The organism is Saccharicrinis carchari, from assembly GCF_900182605.1.
GTDB lineage: Bacteria > Bacteroidota > Bacteroidia > Bacteroidales > Marinilabiliaceae > Saccharicrinis > Saccharicrinis carchari.
This window is the reverse complement of sequence record NZ_FXTB01000002.1, coordinates 422,988-445,208: the sequence shown is the minus strand read 5'-3', so window position 1 is coordinate 445,208 and position 22,221 is coordinate 422,988. Positions and strand designations below refer to the sequence as shown.

Annotated in this window: 15 protein-coding genes; 1 reads left to right on the top strand and 14 read right to left on the bottom strand. The window is 40.8% G+C overall.

All coding sequences use genetic code 11. The features are described from left to right. Window position 1: 1 nt before the first annotated feature. A complete protein-coding gene (locus FN809_RS06260) occupies window positions 2-1,252 on the bottom strand; it encodes a sigma-54 interaction domain-containing protein (RefSeq protein ID WP_142532634.1) in 1,251 nt (416 codons plus the stop codon). 277 nt (window positions 1,253-1,529) lie between these two features. Between FN809_RS06260 and FN809_RS06255 the strand changes: the two genes are divergently transcribed. Beyond that, on the top strand, window positions 1,530-3,545 hold the full coding sequence (locus FN809_RS06255; RefSeq protein ID WP_142532633.1) for an alpha-amylase family glycosyl hydrolase: 2,016 nt from the start codon (window positions 1,530-1,532) through the stop codon (window positions 3,543-3,545). Window positions 3,546-3,977: 432 nt separating this feature from the next. Here FN809_RS06255 and glgP read toward each other — a convergent pair whose 3' ends face one another. The 13 genes from glgP to sufB form a co-directional block, all read right to left on the bottom strand. Continuing rightward, window positions 3,978-8,210: an alpha-glucan family phosphorylase gene (glgP, locus tag FN809_RS06250; protein ID WP_142532632.1), complete on the bottom strand. Its 4,233-nt coding sequence runs from the start codon at window positions 8,208-8,210 to the stop codon at window positions 3,978-3,980. Between the two features lie 243 nt (window positions 8,211-8,453). Then, entirely contained in the window at window positions 8,454-8,765 is a 312-nt protein-coding gene (locus FN809_RS06245) for an isoamylase early set domain-containing protein (RefSeq protein WP_142532631.1), read from the bottom strand. A gap of 70 nt (window positions 8,766-8,835) precedes the next feature. Next, window positions 8,836-10,155: a glycoside hydrolase family 57 protein gene (locus FN809_RS06240; RefSeq protein ID WP_142532630.1), complete on the bottom strand. Its 1,320-nt coding sequence runs from the start codon at window positions 10,153-10,155 to the stop codon at window positions 8,836-8,838. 19 nt (window positions 10,156-10,174) lie between these two features. Next, window positions 10,175-11,473 carry a glycosyltransferase gene (locus FN809_RS06235; protein WP_142532629.1) on the bottom strand — a complete coding sequence of 433 codons (1,299 nt, stop codon included), beginning with the start codon at window positions 11,471-11,473 and terminating at the stop codon, window positions 10,175-10,177. Continuing rightward, entirely contained in the window at window positions 11,473-13,401 is a 1,929-nt protein-coding gene (locus tag FN809_RS06230; RefSeq protein ID WP_142532628.1) for an amylo-alpha-1,6-glucosidase, read from the bottom strand. The genes FN809_RS06235 and FN809_RS06230 overlap by 1 nt, the downstream gene beginning before the upstream one ends. A 192-nt stretch (window positions 13,402-13,593) precedes the next feature. Beyond that, the gene (locus FN809_RS06225) at window positions 13,594-14,511 is read right to left on the bottom strand and encodes a GSCFA domain-containing protein (protein WP_262709415.1); all 918 of its coding nucleotides are present in this window, start codon (window positions 14,509-14,511) and stop codon (window positions 13,594-13,596) included. Window positions 14,512-14,648: 137 nt separating this feature from the next. Next, entirely contained in the window at window positions 14,649-15,593 is a 945-nt protein-coding gene (queG, locus tag FN809_RS06220; RefSeq protein WP_142532626.1) for a tRNA epoxyqueuosine(34) reductase QueG, read from the bottom strand. A 105-nt stretch (window positions 15,594-15,698) separates the two neighbouring features. Beyond that, window positions 15,699-16,016: an SUF system Fe-S cluster assembly protein gene (locus FN809_RS06215; RefSeq protein ID WP_142532625.1), complete on the bottom strand. Its 318-nt coding sequence runs from the start codon at window positions 16,014-16,016 to the stop codon at window positions 15,699-15,701. Window positions 16,017-16,102: 86 nt separating this feature from the next. Then, window positions 16,103-16,525, bottom strand: coding sequence for a SufE family protein (locus FN809_RS06210; RefSeq protein ID WP_142532624.1), 423 nt, complete (start codon window positions 16,523-16,525; stop codon window positions 16,103-16,105). Window positions 16,526-16,623: 98 nt separating this feature from the next. Next, window positions 16,624-17,859 carry an aminotransferase class V-fold PLP-dependent enzyme gene (locus FN809_RS06205; protein ID WP_317131254.1) on the bottom strand — a complete coding sequence of 412 codons (1,236 nt, stop codon included), beginning with the start codon at window positions 17,857-17,859 and terminating at the stop codon, window positions 16,624-16,626. 21 nt (window positions 17,860-17,880) lie between these two features. Next, window positions 17,881-19,281 carry a Fe-S cluster assembly protein SufD gene (sufD, locus tag FN809_RS06200; RefSeq protein WP_142532623.1) on the bottom strand — a complete coding sequence of 467 codons (1,401 nt, stop codon included), beginning with the start codon at window positions 19,279-19,281 and terminating at the stop codon, window positions 17,881-17,883. A gap of 90 nt (window positions 19,282-19,371) precedes the next feature. Further along, a complete protein-coding gene (gene sufC / locus FN809_RS06195) occupies window positions 19,372-20,124 on the bottom strand; it encodes a Fe-S cluster assembly ATPase SufC (RefSeq protein WP_142532622.1) in 753 nt (250 codons plus the stop codon). A gap of 209 nt (window positions 20,125-20,333) precedes the next feature. Beyond that, window positions 20,334-21,782 (bottom strand): Fe-S cluster assembly protein SufB, encoded by a 1,449-nt coding sequence (sufB, locus tag FN809_RS06190; protein WP_142532621.1) that lies wholly within the window; start codon window positions 21,780-21,782, stop codon window positions 20,334-20,336. Window positions 21,783-22,221 lie beyond the last annotated feature (439 nt).

Here is a 22,221-nt window from a genome sequence, read left to right as displayed (position 1 = left end):
GTTAGTTAGTTATACTATGCTCTTTAATTTTTCTGTAAAGCGTGCGCTCGGAAATGCCGAGCTCTTGTGCGGCATATTTACGTTTGCCGTTGTATTTATCCAAAGCTTTTTTAATCAGCTCAATTTCCTGTTCCTCCAGCGACAGGGATTCCTCCACAAACTCCTCTGTATCTTCAATACGGTCGTTTAAGTCGCGTTCCTTTCTGTTATTTATAATAAACGGCGTATCCGATCTTGTGGCCGGTGTTGTCGAAAAATCTTTGTCTTGATATAACTTTTGGATTATATGCGCATTCTCACCTTTAGTATTTACACTACCGTCCTGTTGAATCATTTCGAGCACCAACTTTTTCAGGTCACCCATATCCCTTTTCATGTCGAAAAGTACTTTATATAAAATTTCTCTTTCGTTGGCAAAAGAGGCTTCCCCTGGCGAAGCATTTTCCATAACAGCGGGCAATTGCGATCCTTCATTAAATGGAATATAACTACGCATCACATCACCACTAATTATACGATTTTCTTCGATAACAGATATTTGCTCTGTAATGTTTTTCAACTGTCGTATATTTCCGGGCCAGCGATAACGGCACAGTAATTCTTTAGCCTCGGGCTGCAACTTGATAACCGGCATACGATACCGCTCGGCAAAATCATTAGCAAACTTCCTGAACAACAAATATATATCCTCAGTCCGCTCCCTTAAGGGTGGTATGCTGATGGGAACACTACTGAGCCTATAATATAAATCCTCGCGGAATTTACCTTCATGGGTAGCCTTTTCCATCATTACATTGGTGGCTGCCACAACGCGCACGTCGGTTTTGATGGTTTTTGACGAACCTACCTTAATAAATTCGCCGGCTTCTAATACTCTCAACAGCCGCACCTGAGTAGCTAAAGGCAGCTCCCCTATCTCATCTAAAAATATAGTGCCGTTATTGGCTTCTTCAAAATATCCTTTTCTATCCGATAGCGCCCCGGTAAAAGAACCCTTCTCGTGGCCAAAAAGCTCGGAATCAATGGTTCCCTCAGGTATAGCTCCACAGTTAACTGCAATATAAGGCCCGTGCTTCCGGGCGCTAAACTGATGTATAATTTTAGGAAAAACCTCCTTTCCCGTACCGCTTTCCCCCGTTATCAGCACCGTTAAATCCGTGGGTGCTACCTGCACTGCCACATCAATGGCACGATTAAGACCATAGGAATTTCCGATAACACCATAACGTTGTTTTATAGGTTGTATATCCATTTTTATATCGTTTATGATTGAAAAAACAGGCGCATATACATCATGGTATAACACATGTAATATGGCCAATAAATATCAATACATGAAATTTTTTCAGTAAATCCTGACAAAGTTACAATTCTCCAGTCAATTATTAAGGCAAATAAAATATCAAATTTTCTAAAAATATAGGGGCTTTGACAAAATGTGTTGCTATCTTCGGTATCTTAGCGTTGCATGATCCATTATTGAACTTTAGCAACGGCATAAATAACAAACTACACCTTATTATATTTTTATGGAAACACCTACTTTTATAAAAAACGACCCTTGGCTAAAGCCTTTTGAGCATGCCATTAAAAAAAGGATTAAACATTATCAGACCACACTCGCTGACATAAACCGTATTTTTGGCAATCTGTACCAAATGGCAGGCGGTTACGATTATTATGGCTTGCATGACATAGGTGATGCCTATCGCTTAAGGGAATGGGCACCTAATGCCACGCAACTATTTTTAATCGGCGACTTTAGCAAATGGTTGTGCGACAAGAGGTACGAGTTTGAGAAAAAAGACAATGGCAATTGGGAGGTGCTCATCCCCAAATCCGTTATAAAGCATGGCGACTTGTTTAAACTTCATATGTTTTGGCAAGGTGGCGACGGATTACGATTGCCATCGCATATTAACCGCGTGGTGCAAGATGAAAAAACAAAAATATTTAGTGCACAGGTATGGCAGCCGCAAGAGAAATATAAATGGGACGACCAGGGCTTTATACCTCAGGTAAATCCCCTACTCATATACGAAGGGCATGTGGGCATGTCGTCAGAAGAGGAGAAAGTGAATACGTTTTCCGAGTTTAAGGATAAGGTGCTGCCGCGTATCATCAAAGCCGGGTACACCACTATCCAGCTCATGGCCATTCAGGAACATCCGTATTATGGCAGCTTTGGGTATCACGTATCGAACTATTTTGCTGTTTCGTCACGTTTTGGAACACCCGAAGAGCTGAAAGACCTAATTAACGAAGCGCATAAAAACGGCATTGCCGTCATCATGGACATCGTTCATTCGCATGCGGTAAAAAACCGCGAAGAAGGCCTGGCATTCTTTGACGGCACCGTGTATCAATACTTTCATGACGGCCCCAGAGGGGAGCACCCTGCATGGGACAGTAAGTGTTTTAACTACGGAAAAATGGAGGTATTGCAGTTTCTGCTCTCGAATTGTCGCTACTGGATTGAAGAATTTCACTTCGATGGATTCCGGTTTGATGGGGTAACCAGTATGTTATATACACACCATGGTCTGGAGTATTCCTTTTCTTCTTATTCCGATTATTACAACGGAACGGAAGATACCGACGCCATGACCTACCTCACCTTAGCCAACCAACTGATCCATCATATAAATCCGCATGCCATTAGCGTAGCAGAGGACATGAGTGGCCTGCCCGGGTTGGCCAGTGCAGTGCAGGACGGTGGCTTGGGTTTTGACTATCGTCTTTCGATGGGAGTACCCGATTTTTGGATAAAAATGATAAAGGAATACAGTGATGAACACTGGAACGTAGGTCAAATATTCCATGAGCTATCGCAACACCGCTATGGAGAAAAAACCATATCCTATGCCGAGTCGCACGATCAGGCTCTGGTAGGCGACAAAACCATTATTTTTCGTCTGGTTGATAAAGAGATGTATGATAAAATGGATTTGGCCTCAGAGAGCCTTATCATTGATCGGGGATTGGCCTTACATAAAATGATCCGTTTGGCTACACTATCAACGGCCTATGGTGGATACCTTAATTTTATGGGCAACGAGTTTGGTCATCCCGAGTGGATCGACTTCCCCAGGGAGGGTAACAATTGGTCGTATAAATACGCGCGTCGTCAATGGGGATTGATGGACAATAGCGAACTTAAATTTAAATACCTTGCCGCTTTTGATAAAGCAATGATTGAAAAAGCGAAAACTGATTTTCTACTCGACAACATGCCTTGCTATGGGGTTAACATAAACGAATCGGATCAACTGATGTGTTTTAAGCGTGGTAGGTTCTATTTTATATTTAATTGGTCACCAAGCAACTCCTATACCGATTACGGGATATTTACAGATGCGGGAAAATACCGTATTATACTCAGCACCGATAATTCTAAATTTGGAGGCTATGCTAATGTTGATGAATCGCTCACCTATTTTGCGGAACGTATGCCTTTTAATAGCGACCAGTATCAGCTCAAACTTTACATTCCGGCACGCACCGCCTTTGTAATGGAGCGTCTGCCAACTAAAAGGGTACATTAAAATTAAATGTGAACGCACATTTTTATGATTAACAATTTATAATCGCTGAAATATTTATAAAAAAAAAGAATATATAGGTATTTAAGGATAAGCAATATTTCGCGCAATTCAGATAGAATGGCACCCTGGTAGCGTAAATAATCAATTGTTAACATATATATATATGCTATAATACCCATCTGTTCTGCATTCCATGTGCTTATGCAGCAGACAAGGTGCATAGTCGTTCATTATAGAGTGAAATAGTACAACGGCCGAACCCAGCATTAAGGATAATATGCCATTGAACCCCAAGGTTATATTGGCTCCGGCATCCTACTTTATGTTTAAACCCGTGCCTCCATAGCGGCAAAACGCTGAGCTAAAAAAAACAAAATGCCCAACCAGATAAATATCCGGTTGGGCATTTTTAATCAACACGCTCACCTGTTTCTATATCCATCTTACACAGGACATGTCTGTTTGAATATTTAAATCCTTGTTTACAGGGAACATCCTAATACCGAAGTTATACACCCCCGGAATATTCAATTTATGAGCAATGGAAAAATAAAGTTTTGAGCCTTCTCTTTTAACTAATTCAAAGTCCTCAATGCTCAACATTTTGGCTACCCCCTCACTGTTTACTTCAGCAAAAATAACCTGTACTGATAGGTCTATGCCTTCCAAGGCCTTTAAATCTATCACCAGATTTATTTTATAGATTTCGCCAATACCCAACTGATGGGTATAAATATCGGGCATATCTACATTTACAACCTCTACGTTATTCCAATTAGACTTCACTTTTCTTTTCCATGCAGTAATATCATGCACTTTAGCATAATCATTTTTAACCAGCTCTTTTACCTGGCTATCCATCTTTAAATAAAACCGTTCCAGGTAATCGTCCATCATACGCTTTGTTGTGTAAGTAGGAGCAATTTCCGAAATAGAATTTTTAATATACTGAATCCACCCGCGCGATATGCCATACTCATTTTTATCGTAGAACAAAGGCACTATCTCATTTTCGAGCATACCGTAAATAATGGCTGCATCCAGTTCGTCCTGGTGTTTTTGATCGCCATAAACCCTTTTATCTGAGAGGCTCCAGCCTGCACCTTCACGATACCCTTCGTACCACCAACCGTCTAAAACACTAAAATTAAGCACTCCGTTTAATTCGGCTTTTTCGCCACTGGTACCCGAAGCTTCAAGTGGTCGAGTAGGCGTATTAAGCCAAATATCAACACCTGTTACCAATCTTTTGGCCAGCTTCATATCGTAGTTTTCCAAAAATATGATTTTACCCAGGAACTCAGGTTTCTTTGATATTTCCACTATACGCTTTATCAATGCCTGCCCGCCGCCATCGGCAGGGTGCGCTTTACCGGCAAAAAGAAATTGAACCGGTCGTTCCGGATTGTTTACAATTTCTGACAGACGCTGTTCATCTGTAAATAACAAATGGGCACGTTTGTATGTGGCAAATCGACGCGCAAAACCAATTGTTAGCGCATTCGGATCCATAGCGTCCAACACCTCTAATATTTGAGCCGGATCACTATGGCTTTGTGCCATGTTTGCCGCCATCCTTTTTTTCACATAATTAAGAAGTCTTGTTCTAAGTCCAGTTCTTACTTTCCAGATGTCTTTGTCGTCAACATGCTGTATTTGCCTCCAATAGTCTTTGTTAGACAAGTCGTTTTTAAAATTTTTATCAAACTTCTCTTCATAGAGTCGTTGAAAATCTGCCGAAGTCCAAGTTCCATAATGAACACCATTTGTTACATGGCCAATGGGTACTTCCTCCGGGAAAAAGCCTTTCCAGAGATGTTGAAACATGTTGCGCGACACTTCGCCATGCAGCCAGCTCACCCCGTTTATTTGCTGTGATGTTTTTACGGCCAACACACTCATCGAGAACTTTTCGTGTTTATCCTCAGGATTCTCCCGACCTAAAGCCATAAAATCGTCCCACGATATTTGTAACCTTTCCGGTACATGACGGAAATAAACGCGAATCAAGTCCTCATCGAATTTATCATGACCTGCGGGCACGGGGGTGTGTGTGGTAAACAATGAGGAAGCCCGCACTATTTCCATAGCTTCGGGGAACGAACGTCCTTTCGCTACGTGCTTTACCAATCTGGATACATTAATGAGTGCAGCATGCCCTTCGTTACAATGATAAAGGTTGGTTTTAATACCTAAGCGGTCCAATAGCTGAATACCTCCCATTCCGAGCAGTATCTCTTGTTTCAACCTATTTTCCCAATCTCCTCCATATAAACTGTGGGTGATGTGTCGGTCGGTTTCGTTATTCCGTTCATGATCCGTGTCGAGCAAGTACAAAGGAATTTGTCCTACGTCGGCGCGCCATACCTTCACATATACGGTTCTTCCGGGAGGCGACATCTTTAACACAATAGGATTACCATCGGGACCAGTTACTTCGGTTAAAGGCAGATTTGAAAACTCCTGCCTGTCGAAATTGGCCTCCTGGTCGCCGTGTACCGATACCGACTGTCTGAAATAGCCGAATTTATACAACAGACCTACAGCGGTCATATTTACTCCTGAATCACTGGCTTCTTTCAGATAATCACCTGCCAACACACCCAGTCCACCTGAATATATTTTAAGCACGTCATTTATGCCGTACTCCATACTGAAATAAGCAATCGAGGGATCTGTTTTTTGTGGTCGATCCATATATTGGCGGAACATGGCGTAAACACGATCCAATTCTTCTACAAAATCAGTTTTCTCCGACAACTCAATTAGCTTATCGTAACTAACACGTTGCAGCAACTTAATAGGATCTTTACCACACTTGTACCAAGTTTCAAGGTCGATGGATTCAAATAGCTCAGTCGCCTGATAATTCCATGTCCACCAAAGATTTCTGGACAATTCATGCAGGCTCTGTATCCTTTGGGGAAGCTTAGAGCTGATGAAAAGCTTTTTCCATACGGGTAGAGCTGACTTTTCTGCTTTTACATGAATACGTTTTTCTACCTTCAATTCCCCTATCTTATCTTTTCGGCTATCCACTGCCATAAGGGCAAAATCGTAGGCTTTAAAATAGTTTTCGAACAACAGATTCCATTCTACACGAGTGGAAATCATCTGGGCTTTTTTTCTTATTTCTTTAAGCTCACTTGAGGATATCGCAGCAAAGCGGGCAATAGTATCAGCTATTGCAAGAGACGTTTCTGTATTATTATGGTCGTTACGATTGATAATGGCCACGCCATCTTCGATTCCTTTGGAGAACTGCGAAGCCCAAACTCCAAAGCCGGCCAGGTTAGTGGTAATGGTGGGGATACAAAAAGCAAGGCTCTCCAATGGCGTATAACCCCATGGTTCGTAGTAAGATGGAAAAACAGTTAAATCCATCCCAATGATAATGTCGTAATAAGAAAGGTTAAAGATACCATCATCTCCATTTAGGTACGAGGGCACAAAAATTAATTTCACCTTATCGTCCTTATCGTTATTTAGATGAATATCCTGCAATTTATTGATAATGGGGTCGTAACCCAGGTCGTTCAATCCGTGGGTTAAAAAAGGGTTTTCGAGTACCTTGTCATTTTCGCCATTTAGCTTGGCCATTAAGTCCTTTCGGGCACCGTAAGTGTTGGCTGGTATCAGTACAAATACAATGGTTTCTCTTTTATAGTCCTTTTGGTCGTTAAGGTTTTTTAGCCCGTCTAAAAACACATCTATACCTTTATTCCGGTACTCGTATCTGCCACTATTGGCCACAAAAAGAGCATCATCGGCTATCTTATGACCGAGCAATGCTTCCGATACTTTTTTTAACTGCGTGCGCGCATTCTGGCGCCTTTTATCAAACTCCTTACCTTTAGGCACAAAATCGCTCTCAAAACCGTTAGGTGTAACAACGTCCACTTTACGTCCTGTAAATTGAGCACATTCTTGGGCGGTAATCTCCGAAACAGTGGTAAAGCAATCCACATTAAGGGCACAATTTTTTTCCATGGAATGCTTGGCCACTACACCAAGGTCGTGCGCCCGTACATCGGCATTATAGCTTTGCAGCTTATCGTGCAAGGGTTCGCCGTGTCCGGCAAGCGAACGACCAACAACAGTAGCATGTGTGGTAAAAACCGTTCCCACGTGCGGTAGCTTCTCTTTTAGATAAAGTGCACCACTACCCGTCATCCACTCGTTAAAATGTGCTATCACCTTATGATTTACATTAAGATAGCACTTATAAAAACTTTCTATCACCTTGCCCACGGCGTACCCAAACAAGGATGATTCAATATAATCCCATTGGCCCGATAAAGAGTCAACTTTATACAGCTCCCAAAATCGGGATAAGATATTATTTTTTTGGGGGATGAAAGAACTAAAGTCAATCAATAGCGCAATAGGTTTACCCACTACTTTCCACCTTCCTGTTCTAACGCCAAGGCCTTCTTGCAGAAGCATTTCCTTCCACTCAGGAAAAAGGGTATTGTCCGTTTCAAATTCTGGTGATAACTTGCTGCCCGTATATATATCCGGACCTATAAAAATAACTTGTTCTCCGAAGTTCTCCACCATGGTAGAGGCTTTGGTAGATAAAACAGTATGAATACCGCCCATCTTATTGCAAACTTCCCAACTTGTTTCAAAAACATAATCGGGTTTTAAATAATTTTTTTCCATCTTACTGTGCTATAAATCAATTTAAGGTCAAGCATTAACAATAAAATGAAATTCATCCTAATTGCTTTAGCTTTACCATACAAATTAAGTTTTATTCTGTTATTTACCATTGGTATGTTCACATAAAAAGCGCAATACTAAATAAACATACGTTTATTTTTGCGCTTTTTGTTCTAATCTACCTTTAGGCAAACAAAAAAGTATTATGTTTTTTGAAAAAGGCTAAGGTAGAGCAATCGTTTGTTAAAGATGTAAAACGCTGTTTTGCTCGGAGTTACCTAAACCCGCATCTTTATATCCATCGGCTTGCTCATCGTTATACCACTGGCTACCGTCAACCAAATACCTAAATTGATATTGTGCATTAGTGCTTAGGTTGATTGTTTGCGTGAAGTCACCTGATTTTAACGCTTTCATTGGTTCCGCATTCTCGTCCCAATTGTTAAAATCACCAATCACTTTTACTGTCTTTGGTTTTAAGTCGGCTTTCTTCACAAATTTGAAGGTAACCTTACATTCTGGTTTACTCTTTAAAAATTGTTTTTTGATACTCATGATATTTATTGTTAAATAGGTTTGACAATACTACGTAAAGCACAATTGTAATAACATGCTTAAGGTATGGTTAAACGATGTTTTGTTTCTTTGTTTTTTTAGCTCTGAGTTTTTTTAGACTTTGCTCCAATTCCGCTATTTTATCTTCTCTTTCTTTTAACATATTAGTGAGGTTGGAGATAGATTCTTCTTGCGTATTTTCGGGTACGGCCGCATTCAACCTCAAGCTAAAGTCACTCAAAACGTTCATATAATTAATAAAAGCCTGATAGGGCGATTCATATGGGTTAAAATAAGCATGTACGTCGCCATCGGAAAAATATTTGGTACACATGTAATAAAAATGATCGCTGGCTTGCAGGTAAAGCCAGTCGTCACAGAGTTTGGGGTCCGAACATTTTTGTATTTTGGGCAGCAGCTTGTACAACTTATTGAATGCTTCCTCTTGCATTTCGTTACCGAGCCAGGCTGTAAGGTCACGCTCTTCGTCGGCCCACGAGATGGGATGCGGAACACTAATGGGTGATATAGGCTGAAGCTTTTCTACTACCTCAGACGGGGTAGAAAAAGAAAGCTCCTTGTGTTTGAGTATTTCGCCGGGTAAGCTTTGCAAGAACTCAAATATTCCGGTCTCTTTCCATTGGTGTTCGCCAAAAGTTTCGTAGTTCATAAACAAGTTGATTACTTCCGATTTAGGATCTAAATCCAAGAGCCATTGGGCATATTTTTCTGCCGTAAGGGGCCACTCATTCCATGACTGATTACCAAAACGGAAGGCTATATCATCGCTCAGGTTAAAATTATTGAGCAGCACTTTTAACTTTGGATTAATATCATTGCAATAAAGATAGTTAGGACTTTTCCATCCCAACACGTGCTTTGCACCTTCGGTGAGCATCGCTTTGTAACCCATTTTATTTACCATGTCCCCCATCTCGTCCGAATAAATGAGTTCCGTATTTCTAAATACCGTAGGTTCCTGATTAAAAAGCTCCTTAATGGTGGTGCTGTGCGCTTTAACCTGACGTTCAAATTCAGTTTTATCCTTTAAGGCAACCAATGAGTGGCAATTTGTTTCCGCCAAAAACTCAACATAACCGGTATCGGCAAGCCGTTGAAAGCTTTCAATCACTTCCGGGGCGTACAATTGAAATTGTTTGATAACCAGACCCGACAATGAAAAAGCGACCTTAAACTTGCCTTTATTGGCTTTTAAGAGCTTAAGTAATATATCGTTGGTAGGCAAATAGCTTTTTTCAGAAATCTTTGCCAACATGCTCTCGTTGCTATAATCGTCGTAATAATAATGGTCGTTACCAATATCAAAAAAGCGATAACGGCGAAAACGAAATGGCTGATGAACTTGGAAATATAAGCAAATAGTTTTCATGCGCTTGTAGATTTTTTGGTTAGATATTTTTTATTTGAGCTACGGAATCATATACTTCTTTTACCTTTAGAGCGGAATCTTCCCACTTCAGCGATTCGACCTCACTCTTACCATGATGGATAAACATTGTTGATAACGAAGGGTATTTCAATACGCCATAAATAGCATCTGCCATGGCCTCTATGTCCCAGAAATTAGTTTTAATGGCATGGTTTAATATCTCGGCTACCCCCGATTGGTACGAGATAAGTACGGGCACGTTGCTCTGCATGGCTTCTAAAGGTGATATACCGAACGGTTCTGAAACCGATGGCATAACATATAAGTCGCTCATGCGCAGCATGGTAAAAACATCCTCCCCCTTAAGAAAACCTGTAAAGTGAAATTTGTCGGTTATTTTCAGTTCAGCAGCCCTTCGAATCATCTTTTCCATCAAATCGCCGCTGCCTGCCATCACAAAGCGTACGTTGTCCATTTTTTGCAGAACGCGATAAGCGGCTTCCACAAAATATTCCGGTCCTTTTTGCATTGTAATTCTTCCTAAAAAAGTAACAATTTTTTCGTCTTTGTTCTTTTTAAAGGGTAATTCGGTTCCCATATCCTTTGGTTCCACGGCATTGTACACGGTAACCACCTTGTCAGGGTTTACACCATATTTTTCAATTACGATAGTCCGGGTTAGATTACTTACGGTAATCACTTTATCGGCAGCGTCCAATCCTCTTTTTTCGATTTCGAATACGGTAGGATTAACACTACCGCCACTCCGGTCGAAGTCGGTGGCATGAACATGTACCACCAAAGGTTTACCTGATGCTTCCTTAGCAGCAATTCCGGCGGGATAGGCCAGCCAATCGTGTGCATGTATCACATCAAATTCGTTATCTTGTGCAATCACACTGGCCACCAGCCCGTAATTGGCAATCTCCTGCAAAAGGTCGCTGCCATACTTACCTGAGAAAGCTATTCTTCCTTCTTCGTCGGTTTGTACAATCTTTTTTTCGCCATCAACCTTTACTTTTGTCATTTTCCAATAATCCTCGGGATCTACATAGGGTATAATATGGGTATCCACTTCTATGTAGTCCATTTCCTTTTGAAACTTCTTCAGATCAATTTTGCGTTGACGGATAGATACGTTGTTGGCACCCAACAATTTAATACTGCTTTGGTCTTCATCGCCGTGTGCTTTGGGCACCACAAACAAAACGTCTAAATCTTCAACGTGCGACAAACCTCTTGTTAATCCGTAGCATGCTGTTCCAAGGCCACCGCTAATATGGGGTGGGAACTCCCAGCCAAACATTAATACCCTCATTAGTTATATTTTTCGATTAGTGTTAGTATTTTAAGAACTCCGGCCACATTCCAGGCCATGCTCACTGCGCCCTTTCCTATATGTGGTGGGTTACCGTCGTAATATTCAGACAAGGTGCCGATACAATGCTGTATCATTTCCTCTTCAAAATTTTCTACCAAACGTTTAATATGACTCAGCCCGCCCTGCTTATGCAGCTTAAGGTAACCCTCGGCATAAAACGAAACCAACCAGGGCCATGCAGCGCCCTGGTGCACGCTGAATTCCCGCACACTTGCTTTACCAACACTTGTCCCTAAATATTTAGGATCGGAAGGCGATAGTGTTCGCAGGCCCTTGGGTGTGACCAATTGTTTTTTGATAACGTCGATAACTTGTTTCTTTTGTTCCTTACTCAAAGGGGAGTATTCAAAAGCAGTGGTAAAAACCTGATTGGGTCTTACTGAGGCATCTATAAAATCTCCATCCACCACATCATTCAAACAACCTTCCTCTTCGTTCCAAAACACATCGACAAAAGATTGTTTCACTTTCTCTTTTAAAGGCTCTATTTCCTGCACAAGTTTTTTATTCTTATCTTTTTCGGCCAATTCTAATATCAAGCATAAAGCATTGTACCATAGTGCATTTACCTCTACACACGCCCCATTTCGCGGTGTTACCGGTTTGTCATCACTTATTCCATTCATCCAGGTGAGCGGTCGTTTTTCGTCCGCGGCATAGATCAGTCCGTTTTCCAGCAGCGTAACATTTTCGAACCTGTCGTTCGTATAGGCGTGTATGATAGACACTAATAAATCGCTGTATTTACGCCAAAAGTCGTTGATGCAGGCTTTCTTCCAGCATTGCTGCAAAGTCCAGAACAGCCACAATGGGGTATCTACTTCCTGTATATGGCTATTATTTTTGTTGGTTAAAATAGCCTTAATTTCCTTGGCCGAAGTATCCAACACCCGATGGAATAAGTCGTGTTCTCCCAATGCCTCAGTTAAGGCGGGAGCCGATATCAGCTTATCGCGCAAGCGTTTTTTATACCAATGATAACCCGCTACTATAGTTGTTTCGCCACCTTTTTGCAAGAAAAACTGCGATGCTGAATTCAGCAGGCTATTGTACATGCTGTCGCGCGGGATCCTTCGCTCAACTTCCTTATTAAATATAGCATTGATTTCAGCAGGTTTTTGCTCCTTTGTAGATGCAGAAACAAAGACGCTCTCTCCTGGCTTTAAAGTGACCTCAAAATAACCCGGCACATACAAGTCTTCGCTATATTCGTAGCCTCTGCGTTCTTCTTTAAAATACTCCACACCTTTATTCCAGTGAGGCACTGCCACAAATTCGCAGGCTTTTGAAACCTGTAAAAACAAGCGGGGTAACTTCTGGTACATTTGTATGCCAATACCGTTTGGGATAGCATCATATTTTGTATTGGCATCAAGATTTTGATGCGTTAAATCATGCACGCTCCTATTTGCCAAAAAAGGTTTGAGCTTTAAGAGAATATCGGTATTACCTTCCAAAAAGGTATATTTGATTAATATCTGCTCTTCTTTCTGCACAAGTAATTCTTCAACGGCTAATACTACTTCCCCCACACGATATACTTTGCGGGGTATGGCTTCAAATTCCAGCTCCCGAATATATTTGTGCCCTTTGGGCTCATATCTGTTCCCCTGGTACTTGTGTATCCCCAGATTAAACTCTTTTTCGTGTTGTACAATAGTGGCATCCAAAGTACTTAAGAGCACGTGACGTGTCATGTCAAACTCGGGAATTGGGCACACCAATAAACCATGGTACTTTCTGGTGTTACAACCTACAATACTTGAGCTGGAATACGAACCCGCCCGGTTAGTGCGGAGTATCTCTTTATAAAGCGACTGCTCCAAATTAATTAATTGGGATTTTTTAAAAGTTAAATAGGACATTGGGTAATTAGGTTAATTGCACAATAAATAAGTTGAATGAAAATCTGTATCATAAATTTGTTAAAACAGGCATAATCCTATTTTAAGCCAGTACTTACGTCTGTTAATATAGCAACAAAAACGATAAGAGAAAAGGTAAAACCCTTTATAATATCAAAATTTCAAGTTAATTAAATAAATTGATTATATAAATTAGGTAATTTGACTTTTAACCGTAGCTAAATCCTTCGTGAAATCGATATGGGGATATCTTGAAATATACTCCTCTATTTTTTTTAATTGCTTTTTCAGAAAAACCTGATGCGACACTGATTTTACATCAAAGGGTGTATGATTTAAAGCTTTTGTTAATTTAAGCATCTCCTTTTTATATTCCAAGGTATTAACCGAGAAAAAACAATCTTCAAACTTTTCCCATATATAGGTTATTGCCGACGCAGAGGGATGTAACATATCGTCTGCATAAAACCTGTAATCTCTTAAATCGTCCAGCAGCAACTCGTAGGCCGGAAAGTAATCACAGTTATCAAACAGCGTACAAAGGCGATCAATCGCCAGCATAAGGATTGATTTACTAATCTGATTTTCATGCGCTCCATCTTTCCAGTGGCGAACCGGGCTTAACGTAAAAATAACTTTTATGTCAGGATTGAATGCCCGGAGTTGTTTCATTAATGTTTTGTATTTATCCACTACTTCGTCAATGGATAATAAATATCTGTTAAAACATCGGTCAGGATATTTATGACAATTAGACACGACTTGATTTGTTTCCTTTAATTGATACACCCATGCAGTACCAAAAGTGAAAAAAACAAACTCACATTCTTTTAAAAATTCAGCAGCCTCCTGAATACTTTCATTTATTTTTTTCAAACATTTGGATTTATTACTGTCTGAAAACGAACTGTGATGGTCAAAACTCAGCCATCGATTATTATAATTTTGAAGATCCGTGTCTGAATATACTTTTTTATGGATTATTGATGAAAGGGAATTTCCGACGCTAATAGGATTATAAATAACACCAAAAGGATTTATCAAGTTCCCCAGCTTACACTCAGAAAACTTGCTTCCCATATTGTTTGCAAAACAGGATCCCAGGAACATTACCTTTGTACACGGTTCTATTTTATTTCGGTACGGCTGAGGTTTAATCTCGGTTCTGAACTTGCTCATTGTCATTCGCCCCTAACTGTTTTGTAAGAGAGTGCAAAAATACGACAATAGGCTCAGAAAGTTTCAATCTATTTTATGCTTTTTGACAAGAGAAAATCGATATTTCGTCTTAATCCGGAGAACTTAGCCCGCTTAACAGCTGATTTACTGAACACTGCAGAAAACTCTTCCTGACTAAGATGCTGCCATTGCTTTTTGGTGAGTTGCATCACTTTAGCGACGGGCTGCATGTTTTCGTTGACATGAGGTCTGGATTTCCATGTCCAGGGGCAGACCTCCTGACATATATCGCAACCAAAAACGCGATTTTCCATCTTCCCCACAAAGTGCTCGGGAATTGCCTCCTTATTTTCGATGGTGAGATAAGAAATGCATTTTCGGGCATCGAGGGTGCGCCCTGGCAGTAGTGCCTCAGTAGGACAAGCATCTATACATCGGGTACATCCTCCACAGGCATCTTTTATCGGTTCGCCCTTGGGTAAATCCAGGTTAACGATGAGCTCTGATATAAAAACATAGCTCCCTAATTTTTTATGGATAAGGTGTGTGTTTTTGCCAATCCAACCCAGTCCGGCTCTTGCCGCCAGACTGCGCTCCAATACCGGGGCCGAATCAACAAAATAGCGTCCTTCTAGGGATGGATATATCTCTTCCTGAATATAACCGAACAATGTTTTGAGTTGGTCTTTTATCACAAAGTGATAATCCTTCCCAAAGGCATAACGGGCAATTATAGGAGCTTCCGGATCGCTCTGTTTTATTTTGGGGGTATAATTGGATAGTAGTACGATAACCGTTTTGGCTCCTTCAACCAATTTAGACGGATCCACCCTTTTATCGAAATGATTGGCCATATAATGCATGTTACCGTGCATTTGATTTGATAACCAATCGCTTAAAATCTCTTTTTCGGGAACCAGCTCCTCTGCCTTAGCGAAGCCACATGCATCAAAACCCAACTCAAGGGCTTTTTGCCTTATCAGATCGCTGTATGCCGTTTTTAGCAGTTGCACATTTAATATTTAAGCAATAAAGTTTACGTATGCACAAAGGCTGGCACCATAAAATAACTATTAGCACAAGCCTTATCGCTTATTAAAACAACTATCTGTATGGTACTACAGCAAACCAAGCTCTAACATAGCTTCTTCTGAGAGCATGTCTTTTGTCCATGGAGGATCAAAAGTAAGATTTACGTCAACATGAGTTATTCCATCCACGTCGCTCACTTTTTCAAACACCTCTTCGGGCATCGATTCTGCAACAGGGCAATTGGGCGAGGTTAATGTCATCACCACAACAGCCTTCCCTTCCTTGTTAACATTTACTTCGTAAATAAGTCCTAAATCATATATGTTTACCGGAATTTCCGGATCGTATATGGTTTTTAGGGCATTAACAATTTCTTCTTCTTTTGATAAAAATTCGTTGTCCATATTTTTTTTAATTTTGAGATAACGGACCGTTAGATAATCGGTTAAAATTCTTCTTTTGACTATCTCTTACCTAACCGTCTTACAATTTACGCCTGCTGCGCCTTAAAGGCAATAGCAAAAAGCCGCATTTGTTTGATCATGGCCAACAAACCGTTAGAGCGGGTTGGCGAAAGGTGTTCTTTCAGTCCAATACGGTCGATAAAGGAAAGGTCGCTGTTAATAATATCCTGCGGTTCCTGCCCCGACAGTGCCCTTATCATCAGGGCAACAATACCCTTAACAATAATGGCATCGCTATCGCCCATGTAATACACTTTACCGTCATCCATCCAGGCATGTAGCCATACTTTGGACTGGCATCCGTCCAAAACATTTTGTTGCACTCTATATTTGTCGTCGAAGGGTTCCAAATCATTACCCAATTCTATTAGGTAGGCATACTTGTCCATCCATTCGTCAAAAGCGCCAAATTCTTCTACTATCTCGTTTTGTATTTTTTCAATTGTCATTGTCCGTGTCTATTTATAAAACATGCACATATACCTTTCAAGCACTGTACAATACCATTATGCAACAAAAGCATCCTGGGCATTGCCTCATTCATTCCTTACCCTAACATCTGAGCCACCTTGTTTATTCCCGTAACTAAGCGATCTATTTCGTCTTTGGTATTATACACTGCAAATGAAGCCCTAAGTGTACCCGGGATACCATAATAATCCATGATGGGCTGGGCACAGTGGTGTCCGGTACGCACGGCAAGTCCCATTTTATCGAGTAGGGTACCCAAATCGAACGGATGAATTTCGCCTACCAGAAACGAGATTACGCTGGCCTTTTTATCTGCCGTGCCTATAATTCTCATACCCGGTATTTTCATCAATTCTTCCGTGGCATAATTGAGCAAATCATCTTCGTATTTTTGTATATTTTCTATCCCTAATTCCGTAACAAAATCAATGGCTTCGCCTAAGCCAATGCACCCGGCAATATTAGGTGTACCCGCTTCAAATTTAAAAGGGAGCTCGTTGTAGGTGGTTTCCTCAAAGGTAACGGACTTTATCATCTCCCCGCCCCCTTGCCAAGGCTCCATCTCATTCAGTAGCTTTTGCTTTCCGTAAAGCACTCCGGTACCGGTAGGTCCGTAGATCTTATGACCGGAGAACACCATAAAATCCAGGTCCAATGCTTGAACATCTACCCTAATATGCTGAACCGCCTGCGCCGCATCCACCATAATCATAGATCCATTGGCATGGGTTTTTTTTACCATCCGGGCTATTGGATTTATACTACCCAAAGCATTAGAAACATAGGTTACGGCAACCAACTTTGTTTGTGGCGTAAGTAATTTCTCAAACTCATCCAGCCTAATTTCGCCTTTTTGGTTGATGGGTATCACCTTCAAAATAGCTTTGCGTCGTTTACACATCATTTGCCAGGGCACAATATTGGAGTGATGCTCCATGGCCGAAATAATAATTTCGTCGCCCGGTTTTATATAGCTTTCGCCGAATGAATTAGCCAGCAGGTTGATAGCACCGGTTGCGCCGGAAGTAAAAATCACTTCATGTGTATGAGCAGCATTTACAAACACTTGCACCTTTTTGCGTGCTTCCTCGTAAGCAGTAGTTGCCTCATTGCTCAAAAAATGAACTCCTCTATGTATATTACTGTTGAGCTTTTCGTACACTTCATTTACCTTACTAACCACCCTTCCGGGTTTGTGCATGGTTGCCGCATTGTCGAAATAGGCAAGAGGCTTTCCATATATAAGGCTTTCCAGTATTGGAAATTGCTCACGTATGTTTGATATGTTCAATGCCATTGTTGTAGGCTTCATTTATCTAAATTATGAATCTAGTTATATGCAGGAATATCCCGGCTCGGCTTCTTTATCGCACAAAACACAGGAGTCGCATTTGTTTAACTCCCCTCTAAACACCGCTTCCACCAAATTTTTAATCTGGTCGCGAACCGCTACCACCCTTACTTTTTCCAACGCCTCGTACGCAAAGGCATACATGAGCAGGATACGCGCTTCTTCGCTACCAATCCCTCTTGAGCGAAGATAAAACAGGGCATTATTATCCAGTTGCCCCACCGTAGCACCATGCGAACACTTTACGTCGTCGGCATAAATCTCCAACATGGGCTTGGTATTCATTTTAGCGGTATCCGTAAGCAACAAGTTATCGTTACGCTGGAAAGCGTTTGTTTTTTGTGCATCCGGACGCACCATTATTTTTCCGGCAAACGCGGCTGAGGCAGAATCGTCCAGCACCCCTTTAAATAACTCTTCGCTATAACAATTGGGTTTGGCGTGGTCGATATATGAAAAGTTATCGACATGCTGGTTTTTATCGGATATATATAATCCATAAACATACGCTTCGCAATGTTCATCGTCCATGTGAACATGGATGTTATTACGTGTAACCCCTGTATGCAATGTGAGATTATGGGTTAAAACACTGGAGTGTTGCTTTTGCTTAATAAAAATTGACGATATGTTTGTGGTAAGGTTGTGTTGGTTTTGTATATTGTAAATGTCGAAAACGGCATTTTTATCAACAAAAACTTCCGTAACTCCCGAAAGTAAATATTTGTAATCGGCAGCCGTATGCTCACACATCAAAATTTTTGCTTGCGCATTCTCTTCCAGAATAACCAAATTACGAGGAAAGGCCATTAAATCAGCATCGGAATGCATGATATTAACAATTTGTATGGGTTTTTCGATCACCGTACCTTTGGGGATGTAAATAAAAAATCCGTCCTGGGCAAAAGAGGTGTTCAGGGCCACCAGACTGTCCTCTTCGTTTTTGGCGTATTGGTTGTAATGTGCCTCAAAAATTTCGGGATGAGATTTAGAATATTCTGCCAGGCTACCCATCAAAACACCCTCGGGCAGCATAGTTGGGAGTTGGTTTTGGCGATAATACCACCCGTTGACCAGGTAAACTGTTGTGGCTTCCAGGTCGTGAATATCGCATCTGAAAATTTGGGAGAGATCCTGTTTGAACACGATATGCTCAAAATCGAAGGTGTAATTATCGTCAAAAAGAGGGAGCATATTGGTATATTTATAATTCTCCACTTTTTTTGTTGGAATTCCTTGCTTCTGGAATAAATGAATTGATTCATCGCGTTGCGAAGCGATAGTATCGGAGACCTGACTGTCCAGCACCTCCCTATTATCAGAAAAAAGCGTCGTATACTTTACTTCTGATTTTGTATCTGATTTTATATCTGTACCCACCATGCTCATTGTAAAACTTTTTTTTGATTTTCTGAAAACGTAAAGCCCTGTCAAACAGGATGCAGCGCATCGCTCACCCTTATTGAAATACCCTTAATCTTCAAACTCTTTTTTGATCCATTCGTAACCCTTCTCTTCCAGTTCCAAAGCCAATTCTTTACCTGCCGATTTAACGATTCTACCGTTGTGCAGTACATGCACATGATCAGGAACTATATAATCGAGCAGTCGCTGATAATGGGTGATGATAATGGTGGCTGTATCCTTCGATTTTAGTTTATTTACTCCATTGGCCACTATACGCAAAGCATCGATATCCAATCCTGAATCTGTTTCGTCCAATATGGCTACTTTGGGTTGCAGCATGGCCATCTGAAAAATCTCATTTTTCTTTTTCTCTCCACCCGAAAATCCTTCGTTAACCGATCGGTTGGTCAGGTTTGAATCTATCTCCACCAGTTTCTTTTTTTCGCGCATGAGTTTTAAAAACTCGCTGGCCGTATAGGGTTTTAAGTTATTGTATTTGCGGTGCTCGTTGACGGAGGTACGCATGAAGTTAACCATGCTCACGCCCGGTATCTCAACAGGGTACTGAAAGCTGTAAAACAAACCCTCGCGGGCTCTGTCTTCCGGCGCCATATCCAAAAGGTCTTTACCATAAAAAGCGGCCGATCCATCCGACACCTCAAAAACCTCACTACCTGCCAAAACGGATGCCAAGGTACTTTTACCTGATCCGTTGGGCCCCATGATGGCATGAATCTCACCCGGCTTAACCGTTAAGTTGATTCCCCTTAATATTTCTTTATTATCTATTTTGGCGTGTAAATTTTGTATTTCCAGCATTTGTTTAATTTATTAGTATCGCGTATTATATATCATGATAAAACCTGTAGGTTACGATGTAAGTCGTCAGTTATAAACAGGGCTTGTCAGGATGTTTGCTATTCGCTATTATTTGATTGATTATAATTACATAAATTAAGATTATTAGAAAGAAGCAATTGCGCTATCCTAATCTATAAAGAGTAGGCATAGCCTTTTTTGTTAGTGAATTAACCGACACTTCCCTCTAAACTTATTTGCAATAACTTTTGCGCCTCCACGGCAAACTCCATGGGTAATTGGTTAATCACCTCTTTAACATACCCGTTAACGATTAATCCTACTGCCTGTTCGGTAGATAGTCCCCTGGTATTGCAATAAAATATTTGATCTTCACCAATTTTTGAGGTGGTGGCTTCGTGCTCCACTACCGCCGTGCTATTATTAATTTCGAGATACGGAAAGGTGTGCGCACCGCATTTATCGCCCATGAGCAAGGAATCGCATTGCGAAAAGTTACGTGCATTCTCTGCCCTTTTATTTACTCTTACCAAACCACGATAGCTATTTTGGCTTTTCCCGGCAGACACACCCTTAGACACAATTAAACTGCGTGTATTTTTACCCACATGAATCATCTTAGTTCCCGTATCGGCTTGCTGATGATTGTTGGTTACCGCCACCGAATAAAACTTCCCTTCGGAGTGATCGCCCAGTAAAATACAGCTTGGGTATTTCCATGTAATGGCCGATCCGGTTTCAACCTGTGTCCACAATACTTTTGAATAATCTCCTTTACACAAGGCGCGTTTAGTGACAAAATTGTAAATGCCCCCCTTACCATCTTTATCGCCCGGATACCAATTTTGTACTGTCGAATACTTTACTTCGGCACGTTGCATGGCCACTATCTCCACAATAGCAGCGTGGAGTTGATTTTCATCGCGCTGCGGAGCTGTACATCCTTCGAGGTAGCTCACATAGCTATCTTCTTCGGCCACTATCAGGGTACGTTCAAATTGCCCGGTATTCATGGCGTTTATCCTAAAATAAGTAGATAATTCAATAGGGCAGCGTACCCCTTTGGGAATATACGCAAATGAGCCATCGCTAAATACCGCATTATTAAGGGCCGCGAAAAAATTATCGGTATAAGGTACTACTGTACCCATATATTTTTTTACCAAATCCGGGTATTCCTGCACAGCCTCACTAAAACTGCAGAATATAATTCCTTTTTCGGCTAATGTTTCTTTAAAAGTTGTAGTTACAGAAACACTATCCATTACCGCATCAACGGCAACCCCTGCGAGTACTTTTTGCTCATTTAGTGGTATGCCCAATTTTTCGAAAGTGGCTCTTAATTCCGGATCCACTTGGTCCATGCTATCCAGTTTAGGCTTTTGCTTTGGGGCAGCGTAATATATTATATCCTGAAAATCTATTTCAGGTATATTAAGCTTTGCCCAATTAGGATGCTCCATTGTTTTCCAATGCGCAAAGGCTGTCAGTCTGTATTCCAACATCCATTCCGGCTCATTTTTTTTGGCCGATATGATGCGCACCACATCCTCATTCAAACCTTTGGGTATGGTATCCGTTTCAATGTCGGTTGTGAAACCATATTTATATTCGTTGGCTGTAACCTCTTCTAATATTTGATCTTTATCGTGTGCCATAATTTACTCTAAGTGTTTACCCCCCTAACAAGTGATAATCATTAAGGTTCATTGATTTTGTTACCGGTAAAAAAATACGATAACAGCTTATTGAGCCTGCAAAATTAATAAACTATTTAGATTAAATAAAATTAAGCTGTTCTAAATAACAGCCTGTACAAGCGTATTCATTATCAGCTAAATAATTTAATTTGTTTGATGCTATACAAAATAAGAGAGTTACATGTCCTTTTATAAGCTGCGAATTTGTGAAAGCAAAAACCTTATCTCAATTATACAGTTTATCGCTAAAAGCCCGGAATGGTTTTATACTTATATAGTCAAGAAAACCCTATTTTACGTGCAATCTGTTTTTTACAAAAACAAAACTACCTCAAATAAAGAATTACTAAAAAAAATACACAGACAGCTACTAACTGGATACCATGGGCGATCTGTA

Coding starts and splice junctions, on each gene's coding strand:
- FN809_RS06260 (WP_142532634.1), bottom strand. CDS start 1,252: ATGGATATACAACCTATAAAACAACGTTATGGTGTTATCGGAAATTCC.
- FN809_RS06255 (WP_142532633.1), top strand. CDS start 1,530: ATGGAAACACCTACTTTTATAAAAAACGACCCTTGGCTAAAGCCTTTT.
- glgP (WP_142532632.1), bottom strand. CDS start 8,210: ATGGAAAAAAATTATTTAAAACCCGATTATGTTTTTGAAACAAGTTGG.
- FN809_RS06245 (WP_142532631.1), bottom strand. CDS start 8,765: ATGAGTATCAAAAAACAATTTTTAAAGAGTAAACCAGAATGTAAGGTT.
- FN809_RS06240 (WP_142532630.1), bottom strand. CDS start 10,155: ATGAAAACTATTTGCTTATATTTCCAAGTTCATCAGCCATTTCGTTTT.
- FN809_RS06235 (WP_142532629.1), bottom strand. CDS start 11,473: ATGAGGGTATTAATGTTTGGCTGGGAGTTCCCACCCCATATTAGCGGT.
- FN809_RS06230 (WP_142532628.1), bottom strand. CDS start 13,401: ATGTCCTATTTAACTTTTAAAAAATCCCAATTAATTAATTTGGAGCAG.
- FN809_RS06225 (WP_262709415.1), bottom strand. CDS start 14,511: ATGTTCCTGGGATCCTGTTTTGCAAACAATATGGGAAGCAAGTTTTCT.
- FN809_RS06215 (WP_142532625.1), bottom strand. CDS start 16,016: ATGGACAACGAATTTTTATCAAAAGAAGAAGAAATTGTTAATGCCCTA.
- FN809_RS06210 (WP_142532624.1), bottom strand. CDS start 16,525: ATGACAATTGAAAAAATACAAAACGAGATAGTAGAAGAATTTGGCGCT.
- FN809_RS06205 (WP_317131254.1), bottom strand. CDS start 17,859: ATGAAGCCTACAACAATGGCATTGAACATATCAAACATACGTGAGCAA.
- sufD (WP_142532623.1), bottom strand. CDS start 19,281: ATGGTGGGTACAGATATAAAATCAGATACAAAATCAGAAGTAAAGTAT.
- sufC (WP_142532622.1), bottom strand. CDS start 20,124: ATGCTGGAAATACAAAATTTACACGCCAAAATAGATAATAAAGAAATA.
- sufB (WP_142532621.1), bottom strand. CDS start 21,782: ATGGCACACGATAAAGATCAAATATTAGAAGAGGTTACAGCCAACGAA.